Annotated in this window: 24 protein-coding genes; 21 read left to right on the top strand and 3 right to left on the bottom strand. The window is 61.2% G+C overall.

The annotated features are described in order from the left end of the window. Nucleotides 1-1,821 precede the first annotated feature (1,821 nt). The 21 genes from MNR01_RS06500 (at nt 1,822) to MNR01_RS06400 (ending at nt 15,119) form a co-directional block, all read left to right on the top strand. Nucleotides 1,822-2,058 (top strand): hypothetical protein, encoded by a 237-nt coding sequence (locus MNR01_RS06500; protein WP_241920108.1) that lies wholly within the window; start codon nt 1,822-1,824, stop codon nt 2,056-2,058. A 59-nt stretch (nt 2,059-2,117) separates the two neighbouring features. Then, nucleotides 2,118-2,576 carry a hypothetical protein gene (locus MNR01_RS06495; protein WP_241920107.1) on the top strand — a complete coding sequence of 153 codons (459 nt, stop codon included), beginning with the start codon at nt 2,118-2,120 and terminating at the stop codon, nt 2,574-2,576. Between the two features lie 415 nt (nt 2,577-2,991). Continuing rightward, entirely contained in the window at nt 2,992-3,291 is a 300-nt protein-coding gene (locus tag MNR01_RS06490; RefSeq protein ID WP_241920106.1) for a hypothetical protein, read from the top strand. Between the two features lie 60 nt (nt 3,292-3,351). Beyond that, nucleotides 3,352-3,657, top strand: a complete 306-nt coding sequence (locus tag MNR01_RS06485; protein WP_241920105.1) for a hypothetical protein — start codon at nt 3,352-3,354, stop codon at nt 3,655-3,657. Nucleotides 3,658-4,861: 1,204 nt separating this feature from the next. Then, nucleotides 4,862-5,599, top strand: a complete 738-nt coding sequence (locus tag MNR01_RS06480; RefSeq protein WP_241920104.1) for a hypothetical protein — start codon at nt 4,862-4,864, stop codon at nt 5,597-5,599. A gap of 57 nt (nt 5,600-5,656) precedes the next feature. Then, complete coding sequence (locus MNR01_RS06475) at nt 5,657-6,016, top strand: hypothetical protein (RefSeq protein ID WP_241920103.1); 360 nt, start codon at nt 5,657-5,659, stop codon at nt 6,014-6,016. A gap of 71 nt (nt 6,017-6,087) precedes the next feature. Then, nucleotides 6,088-6,357: a hypothetical protein gene (locus tag MNR01_RS06470; RefSeq protein ID WP_241920102.1), complete on the top strand. Its 270-nt coding sequence runs from the start codon at nt 6,088-6,090 to the stop codon at nt 6,355-6,357. Between the two features lie 67 nt (nt 6,358-6,424). Further along, nucleotides 6,425-6,700, top strand: a complete 276-nt coding sequence (locus tag MNR01_RS06465; RefSeq protein WP_241920101.1) for a hypothetical protein — start codon at nt 6,425-6,427, stop codon at nt 6,698-6,700. A gap of 57 nt (nt 6,701-6,757) precedes the next feature. After that, the gene (locus MNR01_RS06460) at nt 6,758-6,973 is read left to right on the top strand and encodes a hypothetical protein (protein ID WP_241920100.1); all 216 of its coding nucleotides are present in this window, start codon (nt 6,758-6,760) and stop codon (nt 6,971-6,973) included. 429 nt (nt 6,974-7,402) lie between these two features. Beyond that, complete coding sequence (locus MNR01_RS06455) at nt 7,403-7,750, top strand: hypothetical protein (RefSeq protein ID WP_241920099.1); 348 nt, start codon at nt 7,403-7,405, stop codon at nt 7,748-7,750. 135 nt (nt 7,751-7,885) lie between these two features. Further along, complete coding sequence (locus tag MNR01_RS06450) at nt 7,886-8,182, top strand: hypothetical protein (protein ID WP_241920098.1); 297 nt, start codon at nt 7,886-7,888, stop codon at nt 8,180-8,182. A 1,082-nt stretch (nt 8,183-9,264) separates the two neighbouring features. Further along, on the top strand, nt 9,265-9,543 hold the full coding sequence (locus MNR01_RS06445; RefSeq protein WP_241920097.1) for a hypothetical protein: 279 nt from the start codon (nt 9,265-9,267) through the stop codon (nt 9,541-9,543). Nucleotides 9,544-9,620: 77 nt separating this feature from the next. After that, nucleotides 9,621-10,103: a hypothetical protein gene (locus tag MNR01_RS06440; RefSeq protein ID WP_241920096.1), complete on the top strand. Its 483-nt coding sequence runs from the start codon at nt 9,621-9,623 to the stop codon at nt 10,101-10,103. 67 nt (nt 10,104-10,170) lie between these two features. Continuing rightward, the gene (locus MNR01_RS06435) at nt 10,171-10,719 is read left to right on the top strand and encodes a tetratricopeptide repeat protein (RefSeq protein ID WP_241920095.1); all 549 of its coding nucleotides are present in this window, start codon (nt 10,171-10,173) and stop codon (nt 10,717-10,719) included. Between the two features lie 76 nt (nt 10,720-10,795). Beyond that, nucleotides 10,796-11,413, top strand: coding sequence for a hypothetical protein (locus MNR01_RS06430; RefSeq protein WP_241920094.1), 618 nt, complete (start codon nt 10,796-10,798; stop codon nt 11,411-11,413). 142 nt (nt 11,414-11,555) lie between these two features. Continuing rightward, the gene (locus tag MNR01_RS06425) at nt 11,556-11,897 is read left to right on the top strand and encodes a transcription initiation protein (RefSeq protein ID WP_241920093.1); all 342 of its coding nucleotides are present in this window, start codon (nt 11,556-11,558) and stop codon (nt 11,895-11,897) included. 192 nt (nt 11,898-12,089) lie between these two features. Beyond that, on the top strand, nt 12,090-12,416 hold the full coding sequence (locus MNR01_RS06420) for a MazG nucleotide pyrophosphohydrolase domain-containing protein (protein WP_241920092.1): 327 nt from the start codon (nt 12,090-12,092) through the stop codon (nt 12,414-12,416). 100 nt (nt 12,417-12,516) lie between these two features. Next, nucleotides 12,517-13,083 carry a demethoxyubiquinone hydroxylase family protein gene (locus MNR01_RS06415; protein ID WP_241920091.1) on the top strand — a complete coding sequence of 189 codons (567 nt, stop codon included), beginning with the start codon at nt 12,517-12,519 and terminating at the stop codon, nt 13,081-13,083. Between the two features lie 391 nt (nt 13,084-13,474). Then, nucleotides 13,475-13,936 carry a hypothetical protein gene (locus MNR01_RS06410; protein WP_241920090.1) on the top strand — a complete coding sequence of 154 codons (462 nt, stop codon included), beginning with the start codon at nt 13,475-13,477 and terminating at the stop codon, nt 13,934-13,936. A gap of 50 nt (nt 13,937-13,986) precedes the next feature. Next, entirely contained in the window at nt 13,987-14,520 is a 534-nt protein-coding gene (locus MNR01_RS06405; protein WP_241920089.1) for a cold shock domain-containing protein, read from the top strand. Nucleotides 14,521-14,708: 188 nt separating this feature from the next. Beyond that, entirely contained in the window at nt 14,709-15,119 is a 411-nt protein-coding gene (locus tag MNR01_RS06400) for a hypothetical protein (protein WP_241920088.1), read from the top strand. Nucleotides 15,120-15,171: 52 nt separating this feature from the next. On the opposite strand, the gene MNR01_RS06395 is transcribed toward MNR01_RS06400, so the two are convergent. From MNR01_RS06395 to corA, 3 genes are all read right to left on the bottom strand, one after another. Continuing rightward, nucleotides 15,172-15,408, bottom strand: a complete 237-nt coding sequence (locus MNR01_RS06395) for a CstA-like transporter-associated (seleno)protein (protein ID WP_241920087.1) — start codon at nt 15,406-15,408, stop codon at nt 15,172-15,174. After that, entirely contained in the window at nt 15,380-17,440 is a 2,061-nt protein-coding gene (locus MNR01_RS06390) for a carbon starvation CstA family protein (RefSeq protein ID WP_241920086.1), read from the bottom strand. The genes MNR01_RS06395 and MNR01_RS06390 overlap by 29 nt, the downstream gene beginning before the upstream one ends. A 113-nt stretch (nt 17,441-17,553) precedes the next feature. Then, a complete protein-coding gene (corA, locus tag MNR01_RS06385) occupies nt 17,554-18,546 on the bottom strand; it encodes a magnesium/cobalt transporter CorA (protein ID WP_241920085.1) in 993 nt (330 codons plus the stop codon). Nucleotides 18,547-18,605: the final 59 nt, after the last annotated feature.

Below are 18,605 nucleotides of genomic sequence, written 5' to 3'. Positions count from 1 at the left end.
TTGTGTTCTACAACTCAGCTTTGGTTGCTCTCGTTGGCTCGCTGGTGGCAGTCGCGGCATTCGTGCGCCGCCGCCTGCGCACCTAACAATTCATTCAAGCCGAAGCCGCTTCGCGGCTCGGCTTAATTCAGGCGTTAGGCATCAGGGGAAACGCTGTGGAGTCCTGTTACATCGAATTCGCGCCAGCCGGCGCCGAGCAGCTTCTTCGAACCGGAGAGATGCTCTCGCTCATCAGGGCTATGAAGTCCAGCGAGTTGGAAGTCGATGAGGTGAGATTGACCGCGCTATTGAACCCGCAAGAGCAGGCATACTTTTCGCAGTTCTCGCCTGATGAATGGGATGAATGGAACGCTCACTGGAATTGCACTCCTGTAGCCGTTCGACTCTCTCCCACGATGGTGTGTCCACAGTGGGATCTTCCATCCATGTATGAGGCAATTTGGAATGGTGAGTACGAGCTTGGCGGCCTCACCGAGAGGTGCGGCCGGCACGTTCTCACGTTCGAACCAGGCGCCTATCCATATGGCGGCATATCGTGTCTCGTGGCTTTCATTGAGTGTTTCGGTCACAAGGTCCTTGGCTATGACGATGGCACGGGCTACGTCGCCTATGAGCCACGCCCGCTCTGGAAGCCAAGCAGAGGTCGCCGGGCTGATGCCTAACAATTCATTCAAGCCGACACCGCTCCGCGGTGCGGCTTAACTCAGGCGTTAGAGCTTGCCGCAATCAATGTCGAGTCCTGAGTTGAGAGCTTCCTGGGCGACGTCACTGCGCCACCTGGCAGCTAGCCGTTTCTACTTACCCCAGGATTTGCCAAGCGCAGAGGCGGCCCAGTCTTGGTCTGAGGCAGAAGACTATCTGCATCACAATGAGCTTGGCTTGGCACTTGACTACCTGGTTGGCCTTGGCGAGGCTTGTAGTGCTCCGCCGGAGTTCTGGCAGGAACTTCTACTAGCAGCAAGCAACATGGGGGCTGGGGAGGTCGCCGATGCAATTCGGGCCAAGCTCTAACAATTCATTCAAGCCGAACCCGCTTCGCGGGTCGGCTTAATTCAGGCGTTAGGCCTGTAGTCGCAGCGTTGCGGCCGGTCCGGAATCGACATGCTGTGGCAGCGGGTACGCGTCCGGCTATGTGCTTCGGTGGTGCGCACAACGCCCCCAGCCTCGGTCATTGCCAGCGGCATTTCTCCCGCTTCGGTCGGGCCCCCGTCTCCGGCGGCGCCAGGCCCGGCGAGCTGATACATTTCCGCCTGGGGTTAGGTCATGGCACTGCAGCCGGCCGCAGCTTCTGGGCTCCGGTTTGGGCGCTAAGGCCTAACAAGTCATTCAAGCCGAACACCAATCGCTACGCGCTTGGTGTCGGCTTAACTCAGGCGTTAGGCCTGTAGTCGCAGCGTTGCGGCCGGTCCGGAATCGACATGCTGTGGCAGCGGGTACGCGTCCGGCTATGTGCTTCGGTGGTGCGCACAACGCCCCCAGCCTCGGTCATTGCCAGCGGCATTTCTCCCGCTTCGGTCGGGCCCCCGTCTCCGGCGGCGCCAGGCCCGGCGAGCTGATACATTTCCGCCTGGGGTTAGGTCATGGCACTGCAGCCGGCCGCAGTTTCTGGGTTCCGGTTAGGGCGCTAAGGCCTAACAAGTCATTCAAGCCGACGCCGCTCCGCGGCGCGGCTTAACTCTGGCGTTAGGCCGTGCTTTCGTCGGCGTATTTGTGGCTTCGTCAGAGATTTGGGCCGGTATGTCGCTCGCCAGTTGCCAACAGCGCCATAGGGTCGCAATGTTCCCCCTTCCGTCACAGATCCGAGCCGCAGGGAGACTAGATATGAAGGCGCTAATAGCCGTTGTTGCTTGGTGCATCTTGTTTGTTCTTTGCTGGCCGCTGGCCCTGCTGGCTTTGGTTCTCTGGCCAATCGCCTGGCTGCTCACCATTCCATTCCGCTTGGTAGGCATTACGTTCTCTGCATTGTTCGCACTTCTGCAGGCTATTCTTTTCCTACCTGCCCGCCTCCTTGGTTGGCGTCCAGGGTCGATGCAGCCACATCGTGCAGCAGCGGCCTAACAATTCATTCAAGCCGACGCCGCTCCGCGGCGCGGCTTAACTCTGGCGTTAGGGCGCAGATGAAGCTAATCAGCAAACTGTTGGTGTCTGCAGCATCGCTACTGTTGGTTAACGGCACGGTTAGAGCCGTCCTCGCAACGAACCAGCGGAACGGCGTCTATCCCGTCAATGCCGACTCGATTGGCATCCCGCTGGCGGAAACAGCAGAACTTTCTGTGGTTGGTGCCGCCCTGCTTGTGGCGGTTGTCGGGCTGTCTTCACTTGGTCGAGCTCTCCGCATGGGGCCAAGCTCACGTCACTGGCTTCTCCTGGCCGTGGCCGGGCTAGCTCTGGCCTATCTGCTGGCAATCGCCTTTTTCACGCTCTGGGGGCTGTCGTGGCTCAGCCCGCATCACTATCTGATAGTGGCATCCTGTGCCATTGCGGCCAGCGCAATCGTTTACCTTGCGGTCGCGGACTACCGTAGTCTGCGCCCTAACAATTCATTCAAGCCGAAGCCGCTTCGCGGCTCGGCTTAATTCAGGCGTTAGGCGCCACATCGGACATGGTCGATCTCTGGGGTCCAATCTCGGTAAGTGACTGGCGCAGCACGCCATGTGTCGTCGGTCGTCCGGCCACTGAGGCTGACGTTGTTGCAGGCTCTGCAGTCTTCTACGTCGCGGGCGAGTCAGCCGCCGCTCCAATGACATTGCCTTGCTGCGCTATGCAGTCGCTTGAGGATGGCTCTGAACAACCTGTCGTGATCGTCCAGGCAGAGACAGCACCTCACGGCACCATCTTGGGCGTACGTCCGCTTTCGGGCGGCAATGGCATTTGCATGGCAACTGACGTCCAGTTGCTTCCTGCTGGCTTCGGGCCGTAGGGTGGCGCCTAACAGTTCATTCAAGCCGAAGCCGCTTCGCGGCTCGGCTTAATTCAGGCGTTAGCGCCCCCATGACTAGAGATAACGCGATCCCTTATCTGGCTCTTTTGCTTCTGCTCGCTGCGGCTGCCTACCTATGGCTCATTTCTGGGCAACCTCGCATGGCTGACGGCGGACTCTCCGGCGACGAGATGAGCCTTGCCGAGAAAGCCTTTTGCTTGGCGGTGCCGCTGTCCGTTTTCGGGGCCATGGCCGTGGCAATGCGTCGTGCGTACCTTGCCGGTAGTTGGTTTTGGCTTCTGGCGTGCTTCTTTGCCTGGCCAGTGACCTTCGTTTACGCGCTCATGGTCAACCGCACCAATGGGCGCTAACAATTCATTCAAGCCGAAGCCGCTTCGCGGCTCGGCTTAATTCAGGCGTTAGGGGCGCAAATGGGGATTGACGTCTACTGGAAAGATGAGCGCGGGGAGGTCCTCGGCACAGTCGAGGACAACGGTGTGCTGAGCGATCTGAGCCACCAGTTCTATCGCCAATCCGGCAGCACTTGCTTGCGCTTCATAGATCCCGCCGGAGATGCCTGTTTCAATCAGCTACAGCGCCCGCTTCTGGTAACTGAGATGCGTGAGCTGCTGCCTGCCGTTTCCAACGCACGGGCCCACACACACCTTCAAGCTATCGTGGACCTGCTTGAGGGCGCCGTCCGGTCGCATACCTACATTTGGTTTGTCGGTGACTAGGCGCGCCCCTAACAATTCATTCAAGCCGAAGCCGCTTCGCGGCTCGGCTTAACTCAGGCGTTAGGCCTCTTGTCGCCGCTGTGCAGCCGTAAGGGTGTAGAGCCACATGGACTCTGTCGCGTCGCGCGTGACTTCGGTGGCCCGGTCGATCCTCTTGCATTCCGCGTTCGGGCAGGGGAGGGGCCTGGTTCACAGGCCGCCGCAAGCTGCTACATTTCGGTCCGGGGAAGGCCCAGGGCATGGTCGGCTGCAGTTCTCGGCTCCGGTCACGGCGCTAGGCCTAACAAGTCATTCAAGCCGAACACCAATCGCTACGCGCTTGGTGTCGGCTTAACTCAGGCGTTAGGCCTGTAGTCGCAGCGTTGCGGCCGGTCCGGAATCGACATGCTCTGGCAGCGGGTACGCGTCCGGCTATGTGCTTCGGTGGTGCGCACAACGCCCCCATCCTCGGTCATTGCCAGCGGCATTTCTCCCGCTTCGGTCGGGCCCCCGTCTCCGGCGGCGCCAGGCCCGGCGAGCTGATACATTTCCGCCTGGGGTTAGGTCATGGCACTGCAGCCGGCCGCAGTTTCTGGGCTCCGGTTAGGGCGCTAAGGCCTAACAAGTCATTCAAGCCGACGCCGCTCCGCGGCGCGGCTTAACTCTGGCGTTAGGCGTCGGAACATGCATCTTCTGAACTCCGTGAAGTTCGCAATAGGCGCGCTGACCTTAGCGTGCCTCTCCGCCTGCAGCGTACCGGGACGCGATACAGCGCCCGCTTCGTACCGCCTGGACATCCAAGACGAGCCAGCCCAACAGCGCTTCAAGCTCGTGCTCTCTTCCCAAGACTCAAGAGCGCTATGCCTGGCGGAAGGCGCATGGCCGACAGGCCGGGCGAGCGGTGACCCGATGTTCGTAGTGTCCGGAGATCTCGCATTTTCCCGCGCCGGAAATTCACTGATGTCCCGCTATTGCCCGGGTGGCTGCGGTGGGAAGCTGCAGGTTCCGCCGAAGGGGCGGCTGGAGGCCGTCGTGCCCTATCAGGATTTCGGCGAGCCCCTACAGATCGCCTCCCTACCTGATCGCCAACTACAGTTCAGTGTTTATGTCAGCGCTTGCCGTGACTAGGTCGGCGCCTAACAATTCGTTCAAGCCGAAGCCGCTTCGCGGCTCGGCTTAACTCAGGCGTTAGGCCCACACCGGGCGCAATGCAGGGGAGTCTGACTTGGTGATTTCGATCATTCGGCTGGCAATGGTGCTGGCTGTAGGCTCGCTGATAGCGTGCTCGCAGCGCGGGGCGCCTGGACGGGAAGATCTCTATAGCAATGCAATGAGAGCCTATGACGGTGGTAGCGATATCGAGGCGCTCACCAGTTTGTCTAGGCTGGCCGAGTCGGATGATGCGGACGACGCACTGCTTGCCAACGCCATTCTGGCAGACATCTACTTGACGCGTGCCTACCTCAATCACGATATTTCGGATGCCCGGAAATCTCTGCAGTTCAACGAGAAGGTGGGCAAGAGTCCAAGGCCAGACCTGCAGGCGTATCGAAACTATCAGCGCGCCGTCGCCTTGGACGTGCTTGGCAAACATCAGGACGCGGAACAACTATTGAGCCTGAACTGCCAGGGTAAGGGGAGCACGGCAGAATGCGCACTCATTCCAGAGTTCTCCGACAATCTACCTCTCAGTCCTCGCTATCAGTTTGATGCAATCTATGTGATCACATCCCTGCTGATTGATCGCAAGTACGGGTCGGACGCAGTTCTGGCGGCCAATATTTCGGCGCTCGTGCGCCGTGACTATCGAAAGGCTGAGGCTGCTGTGTCGTCCCTTCGCGAAAAAGGCGCTGTCCCGGAGATCGTGGAGTACGAGTACTGCATGACACTTCACTCTGTTCCCAGTGCAAGCGCTGATGATGTTTCGCGCTGTGACCTCCGACGGCCAAAGAACGGGCCCTAACAATTCATTCAAGCCGAAGCCACTTCGTGGCTCGGCTTAACTCAGGCGTTAGCTGCTATGGGTGACAAGGAAACCTTGGAGGCATTCGCGTCGGCCTTTGTCAGGCCGGAGTTCCGCGATCGCTTCGTGCATGAGGCGGAAAAGAAGCCGGACAAGCTGCTCGCCCGTGTCTGCCACAACCCTGACGATCTGTTTGAGGCGTCACTCGCCAATGGCAGGTGCAGCTACGAGCCGTCTGAGTCCTGTTTGATCCTTTCCAGCCCCAGAGGGTTCAGGGCGGCCACTTGGGCCGAGGCTCACCGCGCCATGGGTCTCGGCGATGGGCTTCTTGTAATAGGCACCGGTGGCGGCAGGTTCTACGCCGAGACTGAGGCATCCAAAGGCGCGCCTTCGGTAGTTTTTGCCGGTGGCAGCTAACAATTCATTCAAGCCGAAGCCGCATCGCGGCTCGGCTTAATTCTGGCGTTAGGCCCACAGGGGGGGCGTTCATGCTTCGTAAGATTGTATTTGGATTCTTATGGTTCATTGGTCTGAACGTCGTCATTGGCCTTCTGATTGCAATGATTGCTGGCATGGTGGCGGGCGCGGGCGAGACTGATCCGCAGAAGGCCTTTGAAGCTGGGAGGGTTGCGGGCGCATCGGTGGCGTGGCTCCAGTCCTACGTGTTTGTTGGCTCTGCCATCGTCTCGATCATTGGCGCCGTCAAGGGATACCTGCCAGGCACTAAGCGGGCGCCGCAGTCATCCGGCGGGGCCTAACAAGTCATTCAAGCCGAACACCAATCGCTACGCGCTTGGTGTCGGCTTAGCTCAGGCGTTAGGCCCCATGTACCGAGTAAAGCTTGCCTGTAGTGGAGTCCCTGAGCACGTCGGCGCCGCTGCCGTCTGTGACATCGCCGAGGAGTTCAAGCACCGACCATGGCACCAGAACGTTCAATGCTCCTGGGACGGCTCTCGGCTGCTGCTGCAAGCGGACAATGACTATGACTCGGATGGCTCTGCCCTGACGGACGAGTTCTCGGATGCCATCGCAGCGTGCATTGTCGAGGGGTTCAATGGCAGCATCACAGTCGAGTCGGTCACAGCGCTGGCTGGGGCCTAACAATTCATTCAAGCCGACACCGCTCCGCGGTGCGGCTTAACTCTGGCGTTAGGCACCATGGCCAAGTACATCGCAATTGCATTAGTGCTGATCGGCCTTGCCCTCGGATTCCGCGGGCTCTACGTCTGGACTGGCTGTGGCTATGACTGCCCAGCGCTTTCTTATCCAAGTCTCACCGCTACCGGGGCCATTCTTGTTGCGCTACTGGCTGCCGTCATAGGCGTCGGCGCATTGCTTGCAACCTTGCTTGGCAGCCCGTCAAAGCGTGGTTAGTCTTTTGCGTCAGGTCACTCAAGGTCGGCGCTTGCTGCTCCAGCGGTTGGTGCCTAACAATTCATTCAAGGGGAAGCCGCTTCGCGGCTCCCCTTAACTCAGGCGTTAGGCCTGTAGTCGCAGCGTTGCGGCCGGTCCGGAATCGACATGCTGTGGCAGCGGGTACGCGTCCGGCTATGTGCTTCGGTGGTGCGCACAACGCCCCCAGCCTCTGTCATTGCCAGCGGCATTTCTCCCGCTTCGGTCGGGCCCCCGTCTCCGGCGGCGCCAGGCCCGGCGAGCTGATACATTTCCGCCTGGAGTTAGGTCATGGCACTGCAGCCGGCCGCAGTTTCTGGGCTGCGGTTAGGGCGCTAAGGCCTAACAAGTCATTCAAGCCGAACACCAATCGCTACGCGCTTGGTGTCGGCTTAACTCTGGCGTTAGGCGATGAAAGTCATCGAAATCCTTGCTCTATTCGGTGCTGGCTACGTGAGCGGTCTTTCCGTCTCCTCGGGCTTCATCTTCCAGGCTATCCGCAAGTTCAACCGATCCGCTTGGAGCTCCGCCAAAGAGGTGCTTTGGATCGCCGGGGCATGCGCCAACATGATCATTGGAGGGCTCACGCCTATCCTTCTCATGGGGTTTGTCGTCGTTGGAGACCAGCCTGGCCGGCCGGACCTCTGGCCCCGGATGTTGCTATTTGGCTCTGGAGTTGTACTTGGTGGTGCGCTGGTATTCTTCGGCGTGTGGCAACTCAACAAGGGCGTCAGTTCCGTCGTGGGCAATGGCGCCTAACAATTCATTCAAGCCGACACCGCTCCGCGGTGCGGCTTAACTCTGGCGTTAGAGCCCTCAGCAATGTCTATGGAGTGCACAGTGGATGAGATCAGGGTCACACGTGAATCAGTCTGCGCCGCAGATGATCAGACCATGCCACTTGAACTCACACTCCGCATCTCCAGAAAAGAGACCTTCGGCAGTGTCCTAGAGCGGATAGCTAAATCCGCTTTTCTCCAGTTCTCATCCACATACACCAGCGCCAGCGGATTTGTTGAAGGCGAGCCAGTTGCTCGGGTACTGGCCAACTTCAAATCTGACCCTGAAGCCGAATGTATTGCTCCGGCGGACGCTCCTGCCCGCCAGGTCATTCCAGGTGGGCTGCTTGAGTTCCGCTGGTCGGACTCTAACAGTTCATTCAAGCCGAAGCCGCTTCGCGGCTCGGCTTAACTCAGGCGTTAGCCATGACCCGGAGATCCCCGTCGCTCGTGCTCCTTCTTTGCTTGCTTTCTGGCTGCTCCTCGCCTCAGCCGGAGTTCCCTAAGGACGGAAAGTGGGAGGCACCACCAGGCGCATGCATCTTTATGTCCAATCGAGCGGACAGGATCTATTGCGGCATCACTGGCACGCAGCTCCTTACCAATCCACAGTTCTACGATGGCAAGCTCGTAATCGTTTCTGGATGGGTTGGTGGTGATAGGCACCAGCTAACACTGTTCCTCACTCGAGAGGCCCTAGAGTCCGGAGTGGGGATTGGCTCAGTGGTGCTAGAAGGCCCCGCTATACAGGAGCTTGGGCCAGGTTTGGAGCAGCTACCCTCAATCGATCGCACAGTGCCCGCTCGTATAGCTGGTCGGTTCTTGCTTAGAGAAAGGCACCCAAACTACAAATGGGATTCCAACCGTTTATCCGCTCGTCTCGGATTAATCACCGAGGCTGGCACACGGTGGTAGTCATGGCTAACATTTCATTCAAGCCGAAGCCACTTCGTGGCTCGGCTTAATTCAGGCGTTAGCGCGCATGGGAAAGATCCTCACAGTTTTGGCACTAGCTGCATTGGCTGCGCAAAGTGACGCCCCACCAACTCCATTTTGGACTAGCCCCGACGTGTTCCGGTGCACCCCAAATGTTGTTGGCCCAGACGACACTCTCGTGCTCTACAAGCATTCCGACGCCCTACGAGAGCTGGCCGTTCGTCGCCCTGGTAGCAAAGCCCCGCACTTCTTGGTTGTAGGTCTACCTCCGGAGGCAATGAAGCCCCTTATGTCTCCAGATCAATTGGGAGCAACTACGGAGATTCGGATTCGTGTAGCGGAGCTCGCTGGGTTGGAGTGGAGCACTGGCTCCTCACCGGAGCCTGTCTTTACAGTTCCCGGCACCTATGAGTTCTGGCTATCCACCAATCTAGAGTCCGAGGACGGGGCCTATGTCTGCCGGGTGAAGTATCAGCCTCGCAGCAAGCGCGCTAACAATTCATTCAAGCCGAGGCCGCTTCGCGGCTCGGCTTAATTCAGGCGTTAGGTGCCGCACTAATGATCCTCGCAAGCGCAACTTTGGTCGCCGGATCCCGTCACGAGAAGTACGCCGCCGGCACATCATTGCCGGCGCTTCTCTTCGTAAACGTTCACAGCGACGACGAGCTGGAGGAGGTCGCCTCCCGCGAGCTCGCCGACCTCGGCTGGGCCTCAATGGCTATTGATCGGTACAAGGACGTCACTAATCATGAGCAGTTTCAAGCAAAAGACACTCCAGAAGCCGGGGCTTTCCGTGATGCACTGGAGACAGGCTTTGCTGTCGTCGTCTACCCGTAGGCGGGCGGCACCTAACAATTCATTCAAGCCGAAGCCGCTTCGCGGCTCGGCTTAACTCAGGCGTTAGGTGCGGCCGGATGCTGAGCTGGAACATGCGGTTTAGAAGCGCAGTCGGATACGGCGCGGCCATGGCGGTGTCCGTCGGCTTCTTCCTGCTTGTTGCGCCCAACCTCGCGGGCTCGCTGGCTTCTTGGATCGCTGGCATTGCGTCGTCGCTGGCTGCACTCGCAGTCGGCTGGTGGATGGGCCGCTGGTATGTTCCCGTGCTGGAGGAGCGCCCCACATTCGAGCTCTTCCTCTGCCCTCCCTTGGTCCTGGTGTTGTCTCTGTTGCTCGGCTTGGCCACGCTTGCAGCCTGGGCCCTAGCGTTCGGCCCAGCCGAGGCAAGGCCGGCGATGGGTTTTGGAGTGGTTCTGTTCTTTGGTGTGGTTGTGTTCTTCTCGGTAGCTTGGCCGGCCGTTGTTGTTGCTTTCGGAGTGGTGGGCATTTGGCTCGCAAGGTGCAGCAGGTCCGCACCTAACAATTCATTCAAGCCGAAGCCGCTTCGCGGCTCGGCTTAGTTCAGGCGTTAGGCCTCACAAACAGATGACTCGGACAACCCGCTACAGAGCAGCGTGTATCGCCTGCATGGCCCTCCTCGCGGCCGGAACATTCTCGGCTCTGCGTGCGCTTGGCAGCAATCACGCAACGGTCATTGCAGTTGTCTTGCTTTTGGTTCCCGGTCGCATCCAAGGCTTGCTTTACCGACCGCTCTTCCGAGGTCAGCGGGCCCTCGCGACGCTGGACCCCGCGCTAGCGTTATCTGAGTTCAGGCATTTCCTGCAGATTCTTGAGCGCCAGCCTTGGCGTAAGTGGGCACTATGGCTGTCGTGGTCCATCTATACGCCGAGCGCAAAGGCCATGGGTCTCAATAATATAGGCGTCGCGTACGCGGCCATGGGGGAGGTTGACGCCGCGGAGGCCGCGTGGCGGGAGGCTTTGATCATTGATCCGCTCTACTCCATTCCCCATGCAAACCTTGCTGCTGCCGTGGCCAGTCGGGGGCAAGCCGACATTGCGGCCGATTTTCTGGCTGCGGCTGCGGGGCTGGGCTATACGGGTGGTGCACTCGATCGCGCAACCTGTCGTGTGCAACAGTTGCTTGCAAAGGTCGAATCTCGCGGGCCGTCGGTGTGAGGCCTGACAATTCATTCAAGCCGACGCCGCTCCGCGGTGCGGCTTAGCCCAGGTGTTAGCCGTACAGGGAGCAGCAATGCAGCTGCAACAAGAGCTTTCCGCGTTCTACGCTAAGCATGGCTTCGGGGAGACCCTTGGCGAGCGCCCCCTCACGGTGCCTGTCTATACCGGGTGCTTGCTTGTCCCATTGCCAAATATCGAGACACGGCACCGTTACCTGAAGTACCACGACCTCCACCATCTGATTACCGGCTATAGCGTCGGCCGTATCGGCGAAGGTGAGGTGAGCGCTTGGGAGTTGGGCACTGGGTCCCTCCTATCATCACCCACCCTCGCATTTATGAACTTGATTGCGTTGTCCACTGGCCTGGTCCTCGAGCCACGACGGATGTGGCGTGCGTTTGTTCGAGGCACCAATAGCAAGAATTTGTACTCAAAGCTCACCCGCAGAGGTGTGGATTCTGGGCGGTGGCCCAGTGTGGACCTGCTCCGTGATTCGGTTCTGGGTGCAAGGACGCGCAACGCACTTCCGTTGTTTCGATACATGGAGTTTGGTAGTTACGCTGCCGTCGCAATGGTGATACATGCTTTCATCGCAGTTCCCGCGCTTGTTGCGCGCCTCATTACAGACATCGGCCTCGGCTACAGCTTCTTCCAAGCCGTCAAGCCAAAGAAGCGGCAAGACCTGTACTGAGGCAAGCACGGCTAACTTTACATTCAAGTCGACGCCGTTCCGCGGCGCGGATTTGTTGAGGCGCGTTAAGCCCCATCCAGGCCGAAGCCAATTCGCGGCTTGGACCAACTCACAACCGCCATCAATCCCCAGGAGGAGCACCATGGCCAAGTACCTGATCTCGTTTCCAAGTGCGGCGATGGTTGTGCCCGATGGCGAATTGGAAGCGGTGGGTCGCGACGCAAGTGCTGTGATCGATGAGGCGAAAGCCGCCGGTGTTTACGTCTTCGCCGGCGGAATCGACGAAGGCATTCCGCCCGCACTCGTTTCTGCTGATGGCGCGATTGCAACGGGTGGCTATCCTTGGGCGCCCAAGCTCAACGGCGGCTTCACGGTGTTGGAACTGCCTTCGCGCGATGAGGCCATCGCGTGGGCGGCGCGCATCGCCAAGGCCTGCCGCTGCGATCAGGAGCTTCGGGTTTTCGGGGACGACCCGCGGTCCTAAGGGCGGCGCTGAGATGGCGCGGCGAGAGCGTTCGGGAGTAGACCCGCAATGGTCACTGATGGGGCGGGTCTGCGTTCGGTGGAGGCAGTCGCCAGGCTTAAGCTGGTTGCCACGTGCCTTCCTGATGGAGAGACCTGAAAATTCAACCAAACCGAAGCAGCTTCTCGGCTCGGCTCAACCTGTGCGATCAACATGAAACTCAGTGATTTTGAAAAGTCGGCACTTCAGCTAAACGAGCTCTACGAACAGCTCGAGATCAAGAGGTATGGGCGCATCTGGACCACGGAAGAGCTTGCGCTTGGTTTCGTAGGGGACGTAGGCGATCTGGCAAAGCTGATCCAGGCGAACGCTGGCATCCGGGATATCGATGACTGCAAAGCGAAACTTGGTCATGAACTGTCGGACTGTCTGTGGTCGATCATTGTCCTTGCAAACAAGTGCGGCATCGATCTGGAGGCGGAGTTTGCCAGGAACATCAGGGAGCTATCGGAGTACGTATCCAGCGAGCTGCGGACATAACAATTGATCTGCTGCTGAGGCAATGCCATGCAGCACTACTCATTTGTTGCCGCTGTCCTCCTGGGTGTCGGTTTTGTGCAGATTGCAGGAGCGGTGCCCCATGGACGCAGCTGTTCAAGCCATTGCCGCAAAGAGCGTTGGCGACCGGAACATGAAGGTCAATCACGCTGGCGAGCACAGGGCAATCTGTATCTACTCCAGTCAGATCCACATGGCGCGGTTCACTGCGCCGGCGATGGTCGGTGAGCTGACCGAGGTCGGGTCGCATGAGCTAGGGCACCGCGCCATATTCGGGGCTGAGTTGCGTCGGGGCCGGCCGCGTTGCCGCAGCTACTGGCTATGCGGTCTCGGAGGTTATCTGCTCGGCCTGATCACGGGCATCTGCGGTGCGAGTGCCATTGCCGCCACTACTGTCGCGGTTGAGAGCGTTGTCCTCCGTCACCTGGAGCAGCAGCTGGTAGCCCTGCAGGGCCATGATCCCGGCGCCGTTTCGGCATCTCTACCTTTCGCGACCGTCGTGGAAATCGTCCGCGATGCCAGCAATACGCGGTTATCGTGTTCGAGTTTCGCAGGCAGTTTGCGCCGGCCAGTTCGCTCAAGCCGAAGCCGCTTCTCGGCGCGGATTGACTCTGGTGCCGGGTGTTACGTGGAGTGCCTCAATGTCTGACCTGGAACAGAAGATTTCCGCGAGCTTGGCCGGGTCACAAAGGCGGGCAAGACGTTGACGGTGTGTCAGGGCGAGGTCATCGGCGAGCAAGGCTCGCGTCGGGAGACCATTGCGCTCATGCAGGCCACGATCGTCAATATTCCGGCTAACACATGACAGTTGATCGGCTCGGTGCTCACGGGGCGGGGCACTGACCATTCGTCAAGACGTAGCCGCATTCCGGTCCGGCTTCTGAGGCGCTGGCTGGGGTTGGTTGTCGGTCGCCAATCCAGGTGATAGCGTCTGTTTCCGGGGATCGGGGCTTTGAAGGGGGGCTCCTTGAATCGGAATGTCGTCGGCATCGCGATGCCGGGCACGAATGCAGCCGCCGGCCGGCTTGGGGGACGCGACCATGATTGATCGCGTATCCAACTATCCCAGCTCGACCTTTGCATCGACTGCGCTGCTGTTCTTCGGCAGCGGGCTTGCTGCGACGCTGCTGGTCTCGGCCAGGCCATTGGAATCGTTGATAGGCGTCGCGGTCGCTGCCGTGGGTCTGTCGATCATGCTGTGGAGGCGCAGGCGAAGGAGCCTGGCGGTCGGCCTGATGCGGCATGGCCGGCAGGTGGATGCCCTGGTTCGCCGCGTCCAGGTCAGCGGGATGCTCCAGGTCAATGGCCGCTCGCCCTACCGGATTGAGGCGCAGTGGATGGACCCCGCAACGGGCGAGATGCACACCTTCAAGAGCTGGAACCTCTGGTACGACCCGACGGTGTTCATCAGGCAGGACCACGTCGTGGTCTACATCGATCCGCAGCGCAGCGACAGGTACTACATGGACCTCTCGTTCCTTCCCGGCTTTGATGGCGCCTGACCAGAACCGACCGTGCTACTCCGCCACTTGGCGCTCCCTGGGCATTGCATATGCGAACACACGGCACGTTGTCGAAGTGGAACGACGACCGCGGCTTTGGCTTCATCTCTCCCGCGCAGGGATCCGACGAGATCTTCGTCCACATCTCCTCGTTTCCGGGCGGCTCACGTCCCACGGTTGGCGAGCTGATCTCCTTTGAGACCCAGGCCGGTCCGGACGGAAGGATGCGTGCGGTCCGGGTCATGCGTCCCGGTACTTCCGCCAAGCGCACGCCGCGCCATCGCGAGACCACTGGGCGTGGTCGCATCAGCCTGGCCGGCATTGCCGTGGCCGCGGCGATCGCCGCCATTGCGATGTACGGCTATCGTGAGCTCAGCAAGTCGGTGCCCGTTGGCAACGCTGTCTCGCGTGTTGTTCCGGCCGCCGCAACGCCGGCGGTGGCGCAGTTCAAATGCGATGGCCGCACGATGTGTTCGCAGATGACCTCCTGCGCGGAAGCGACGTACTTCCTGCAGCACTGTCCGAACACCAAAATGGACGGAAACAACGATGGCGAGCCGTGTGAGAAGCAGTTGTGCAACTGACGACTCCCGGGCGATCGCGATAGGCCGTTCCGGGACGGCCCCGTAGCGCCCCTCTGGCGGCGGGTGCCCGGCCGCGACTATCCTGCGACCGGTGTCCTGGGGAGGGCATCGCGGCACCGGTTGCACCCGGGGCCATCCATGCGGCCGATCGAAGGGTCGGCGCAATCAGTCAAACCAAGGGGAAGCAAATGCAGAATCCGTATCAGGCGCCGGCCGCGACGCTGGCCGAGCTGTCGATGGGTGACAACACCTCGGGCATGGGCAAGGGCGCAGCCATTCCCAAGGGCGTCGCCGGCTGGAGTTGGGGCGCGTTCCTGTTGAACTGGATCTGGGCGGTGGGCAACCGCACCTGGATCGGGCTGGTGTGCCTCATCCCGTATGTCGGCATCGTGATGGCGATCATTCTCGGCATGAAGGGTCGCGAATGGTCGTGGCAGAACACGCGCTGGGACAGCGTCGAGCACTTCCAGCGCGTGCAGCGCAAGTGGTCGATCTGGGGCCTGGTGTTGACATTCGGCGTGATGGGCCTGGCGATCCTGGCCGCGATCGCGATTCCGGCTTATCAGGACTATGTGATCCGGGCGCAGGCGGCGGGCTGACGCCGATTTGCCGCGCCCCTCTCCTCACAGAGGAGAGGGGCGCGGAGTCCAGTCAGCAGCAGCGCGACCGGCCCTTGCCGTAGCGCGCCATCATCCGCTCGTGGAAGAACTCGTCCCGGCTCATCGGCAGCCGGTCCGGATGGTTGCGCTGGACGTGCTCGACATAGTTGTCGTAGTCGGGAATGCCGATCGCCAGGCGCGCGGTCTGGGCTGCCGCACGCCACCAGCGTGCGAGCAGCTCCAGGGCCAGCGTGCCGGTGTCAGCGAGAGACCGCATCGAACGCGACATACTCACTCTCCTTGGCCGTCGGGGCATTGTTGCGGCGTGCCGCAAGCGCTGCCTTGATGCCGAAGTAGACCGTCGCCAGCACCACGAACACGAACAGTGCGCACAGGCCGGCGTCGAGGTAGTTGTTGAAGATCACCCGCGTCATGTCGTCCATCGACTTGGCCGGTGCCAGCACCTCGCCGCGCGCGGCGGCGTCGGCGAACTTGCGGGCGTTGGCGATGAAGCCGATCTTCGGATCCGGGTGGAACAGCTTCTGCCAGCCGGCGGTGAGGGTGCAGATCAGCAGCCACGCGGTCGGGATCAGCGGGATCCACAGGAACTTCTCGCGCTTCATCTTCACCATCACCACGCTGCAGAACACCAGCGCCAGGCCGGCGAGCATCTGGTTGGCGATGCCGAACAGCGGCCACAGGGTGTTGATGCCGCCCAGCGGATCGACCACGCCCTGGTAGAGGAAGTAGCCCCACAAGGCCACCGCCAATGCCGTGCAGGCCACGTTCGCCGCCCAGCTTTCGGTCTGCTTGAACGGTGCGTAGGCCAGGCCGATCAGCTCCTGGATCATGAAGCGGGCGACGCGCGTGCCGGCGTCCACCGTGGTCAGGATGAAGAGCGCCTCGAACAGGATCGCGTAGTGGTACCAGAACGCCATCATGCCTTCGCCGCCAACCAGCCCGTGCAGGATCTGCGCCATGCCGACCGCGAGTGTCGGCGCACCGCCGGTGCGCGAGAGGATGGTGGTTTCGCCGATTTCCTTGGCGGTCGCGGTGAGGATGTCAGGCGTGAGCACGAAGCCCCAGCTCGAGATCGCCGCGGCGGCCGACTCGGCGGTGGTACCGATCAGCGCGGCCGGTGCGTTCATCGCGAAGTAGACGCCCGGCTGCAGCACGCAGGCGGCGATCAGCGCCATGATCGCGACGAAGGCTTCCATCAGCATGCCGCCATAGCCAATCAGCGGGATCTGCGATTCGTTCGAGATCATCTTCGGTGTGGTGCCGGAGCTGATCAGCGAGTGGAAGCCGGAGACTGCGCCACAGGCGATCGTGATGAACAGGAACGGGAAGAGCTTGCCGCTGAACACCGGGCCGGTGCCGTCGACGAACTTGGTCATCGCCGGCATCTGCAGGTCCGGCATGGCGATCAGGATCGCCAGTGCCAGCACCAGCACGGTGCCGATCTTGAGGAAGGTCGACAGGTAGTCGCGCGGCGCCAGCAGCAGCCACACCGGCAGCACCGCGGCAACGAAGCCGTAGCCGATCATCAGCCAGGCCAGGGTGGTGCCGGTGAGGTGGAAGATGGGCGCCCAGTCCGGATTCGCCGCGACCTTGCCGCCGCTCCAGATCGCCAGGATCAGCAGGACGAAGCCGATCACCGAAACTTCCATGATCCGGCCCGGACGGAAGTAGCGCAGGTACAGGCCCATCAGGATCGCGATCGGGATGGTCATCGCGACGGTGAAGGTGCCCCACGGGCTGTCCGCGAGCGCCTTGACCACGACCAGTGCCAGCACCGCCAGCAGGATCACCATGATCATCAGGATGCCGACCATCGAGATCACACCGGCTGCCGGGCCCATCTCGGCGCGGATCATCTCGCCGAGCGAGCGGCCGTCACGGCGCGTGGAGAAGAACAGCACCAGCATGTCCTGCACCGCACCGGCCAGGACCACGCCGAACAGGATCCACATCGTGCCAGGCAGGTAGCCCATCTGCGCGGCCAGGACCGGGCCCACCAGCGGGCCGGCGCCGGCGATCGCGGCGAAGTGGTGGCCGAACAGCACGCTGCGCGGAGTGGGGACGTAATCGAGGCCGTCGTTGCGTCGCCAGGCCGGCGTCGCGCGGGTGGCATCGACCATCAGCGCGTTGCGCGCGATGTACAGACCGTAGAAGCGATACGCGATGGTGAACACCGACACCGAGGCCACCACCAGCCACATCGCGCTGATGGTCTCGCCACGGTGCAGGGCGATGGTGCCGATGCAGAAGACGGCAAGGACCGCGAGCGCGACCCAGCCAAGCCAGGACAATGCTTTCATGACACCCCTCCGTAAGGATCAACGAAGGGTCGCGCCGCCGATGGCGCCGGGTCAATGCGCAGTGCGCAATGAACCCTGCGACTTTGGTCTAACCGCGACAACAATCCCAGTGTTTACAGCCACTTGGCCCGGCGCAGGAAACCGAAGAGGATCAGGCACACGAGGATGGTGACGCCGATCAGGATTGCGTAGCTGTAGCGCCCGTGCAGTTCCGGCATGGCTTCGAAGTTCATCCCGTACCAGCTGGCGATCAGCGTGGGGGCGGCCAGCAGCGCGGCCCAGCCGGCCAGGCGCTTGACCACTTCGCCCTGGTAGATGGTGACCAGCGACAGGTTCACGCTCATGGCCGCGGTGAGCATCTCGCGCAGGGTGTCGGTGGTCTCGTTGATGCGCACGACGTGGTCGAGGACATCGCGGAAGTACAGCGCGCTTTCCTCGTCGATCATCGCGCCGCGCGCCCGCGCCAGCTGGCCGAGGATGTCCTGCAAGGGTGCCACCGCCATGCGCATGCGGGTCAGTTCGCGCTTGAGCTCGTAGAGCTTCTTGACGGTGTCCTTGCGGAACTCGTCGGCGAAGATGTCCTGCTCCAGCTCGTTGAGGTCCTGGCTGAACTCCTGGACGATCGGCAGGAAGTTGTCGACGATTTGGTCCAGCACCACGTACAGCGCGGCGGCGGGGCCGTGGACCATGTCCTCCGGGTCGCGCTCGAATCGGGCGCGGGCGGGCGCGTAGCTGGTCGAAGCGCCATGGCGCACCGTCACCAGGTAGCGCGGGCCGACGAACATGTGGCTTTCGCCGAAACGGATGTGGCTGTCCACACTCTGCGCGGTGTGCACGACGATGAACAACGAGTTGCCGTAGGTCTCGATCTTCGGGCGCTGGTGCGCGTTGCGCGCGTCGTCGATGGCCAGGTCGTGGAGGCCGAATTCCTCCTGCAGCTTCTCGAGGATCTCATCGGCCGGCTCGTACAGGCCGACCCAGATGAAGGTGCCGTCATCGACGGCAAGGACGTCGCTGATCTGGTCGAGGCTGATGTCGCGCCGCTTGCCGTCGCGGGTGTATGCGGCGCAGTTGACCACGCACTGGGGGAGGGTGGGATCCTTCATGGCGCGATCGTGCCCGCGCCTTGCCGCGAGGGCAAGCCACCCATTCCCGGGAAGCGCAA

Source organism: Lysobacter sp. S4-A87 (assembly GCF_022637455.1).
Taxonomy (GTDB): Bacteria; Pseudomonadota; Gammaproteobacteria; order Xanthomonadales; family Xanthomonadaceae; genus Lysobacter_J.
This window is presented reverse-complemented; position numbering and strand designations above follow the sequence as displayed.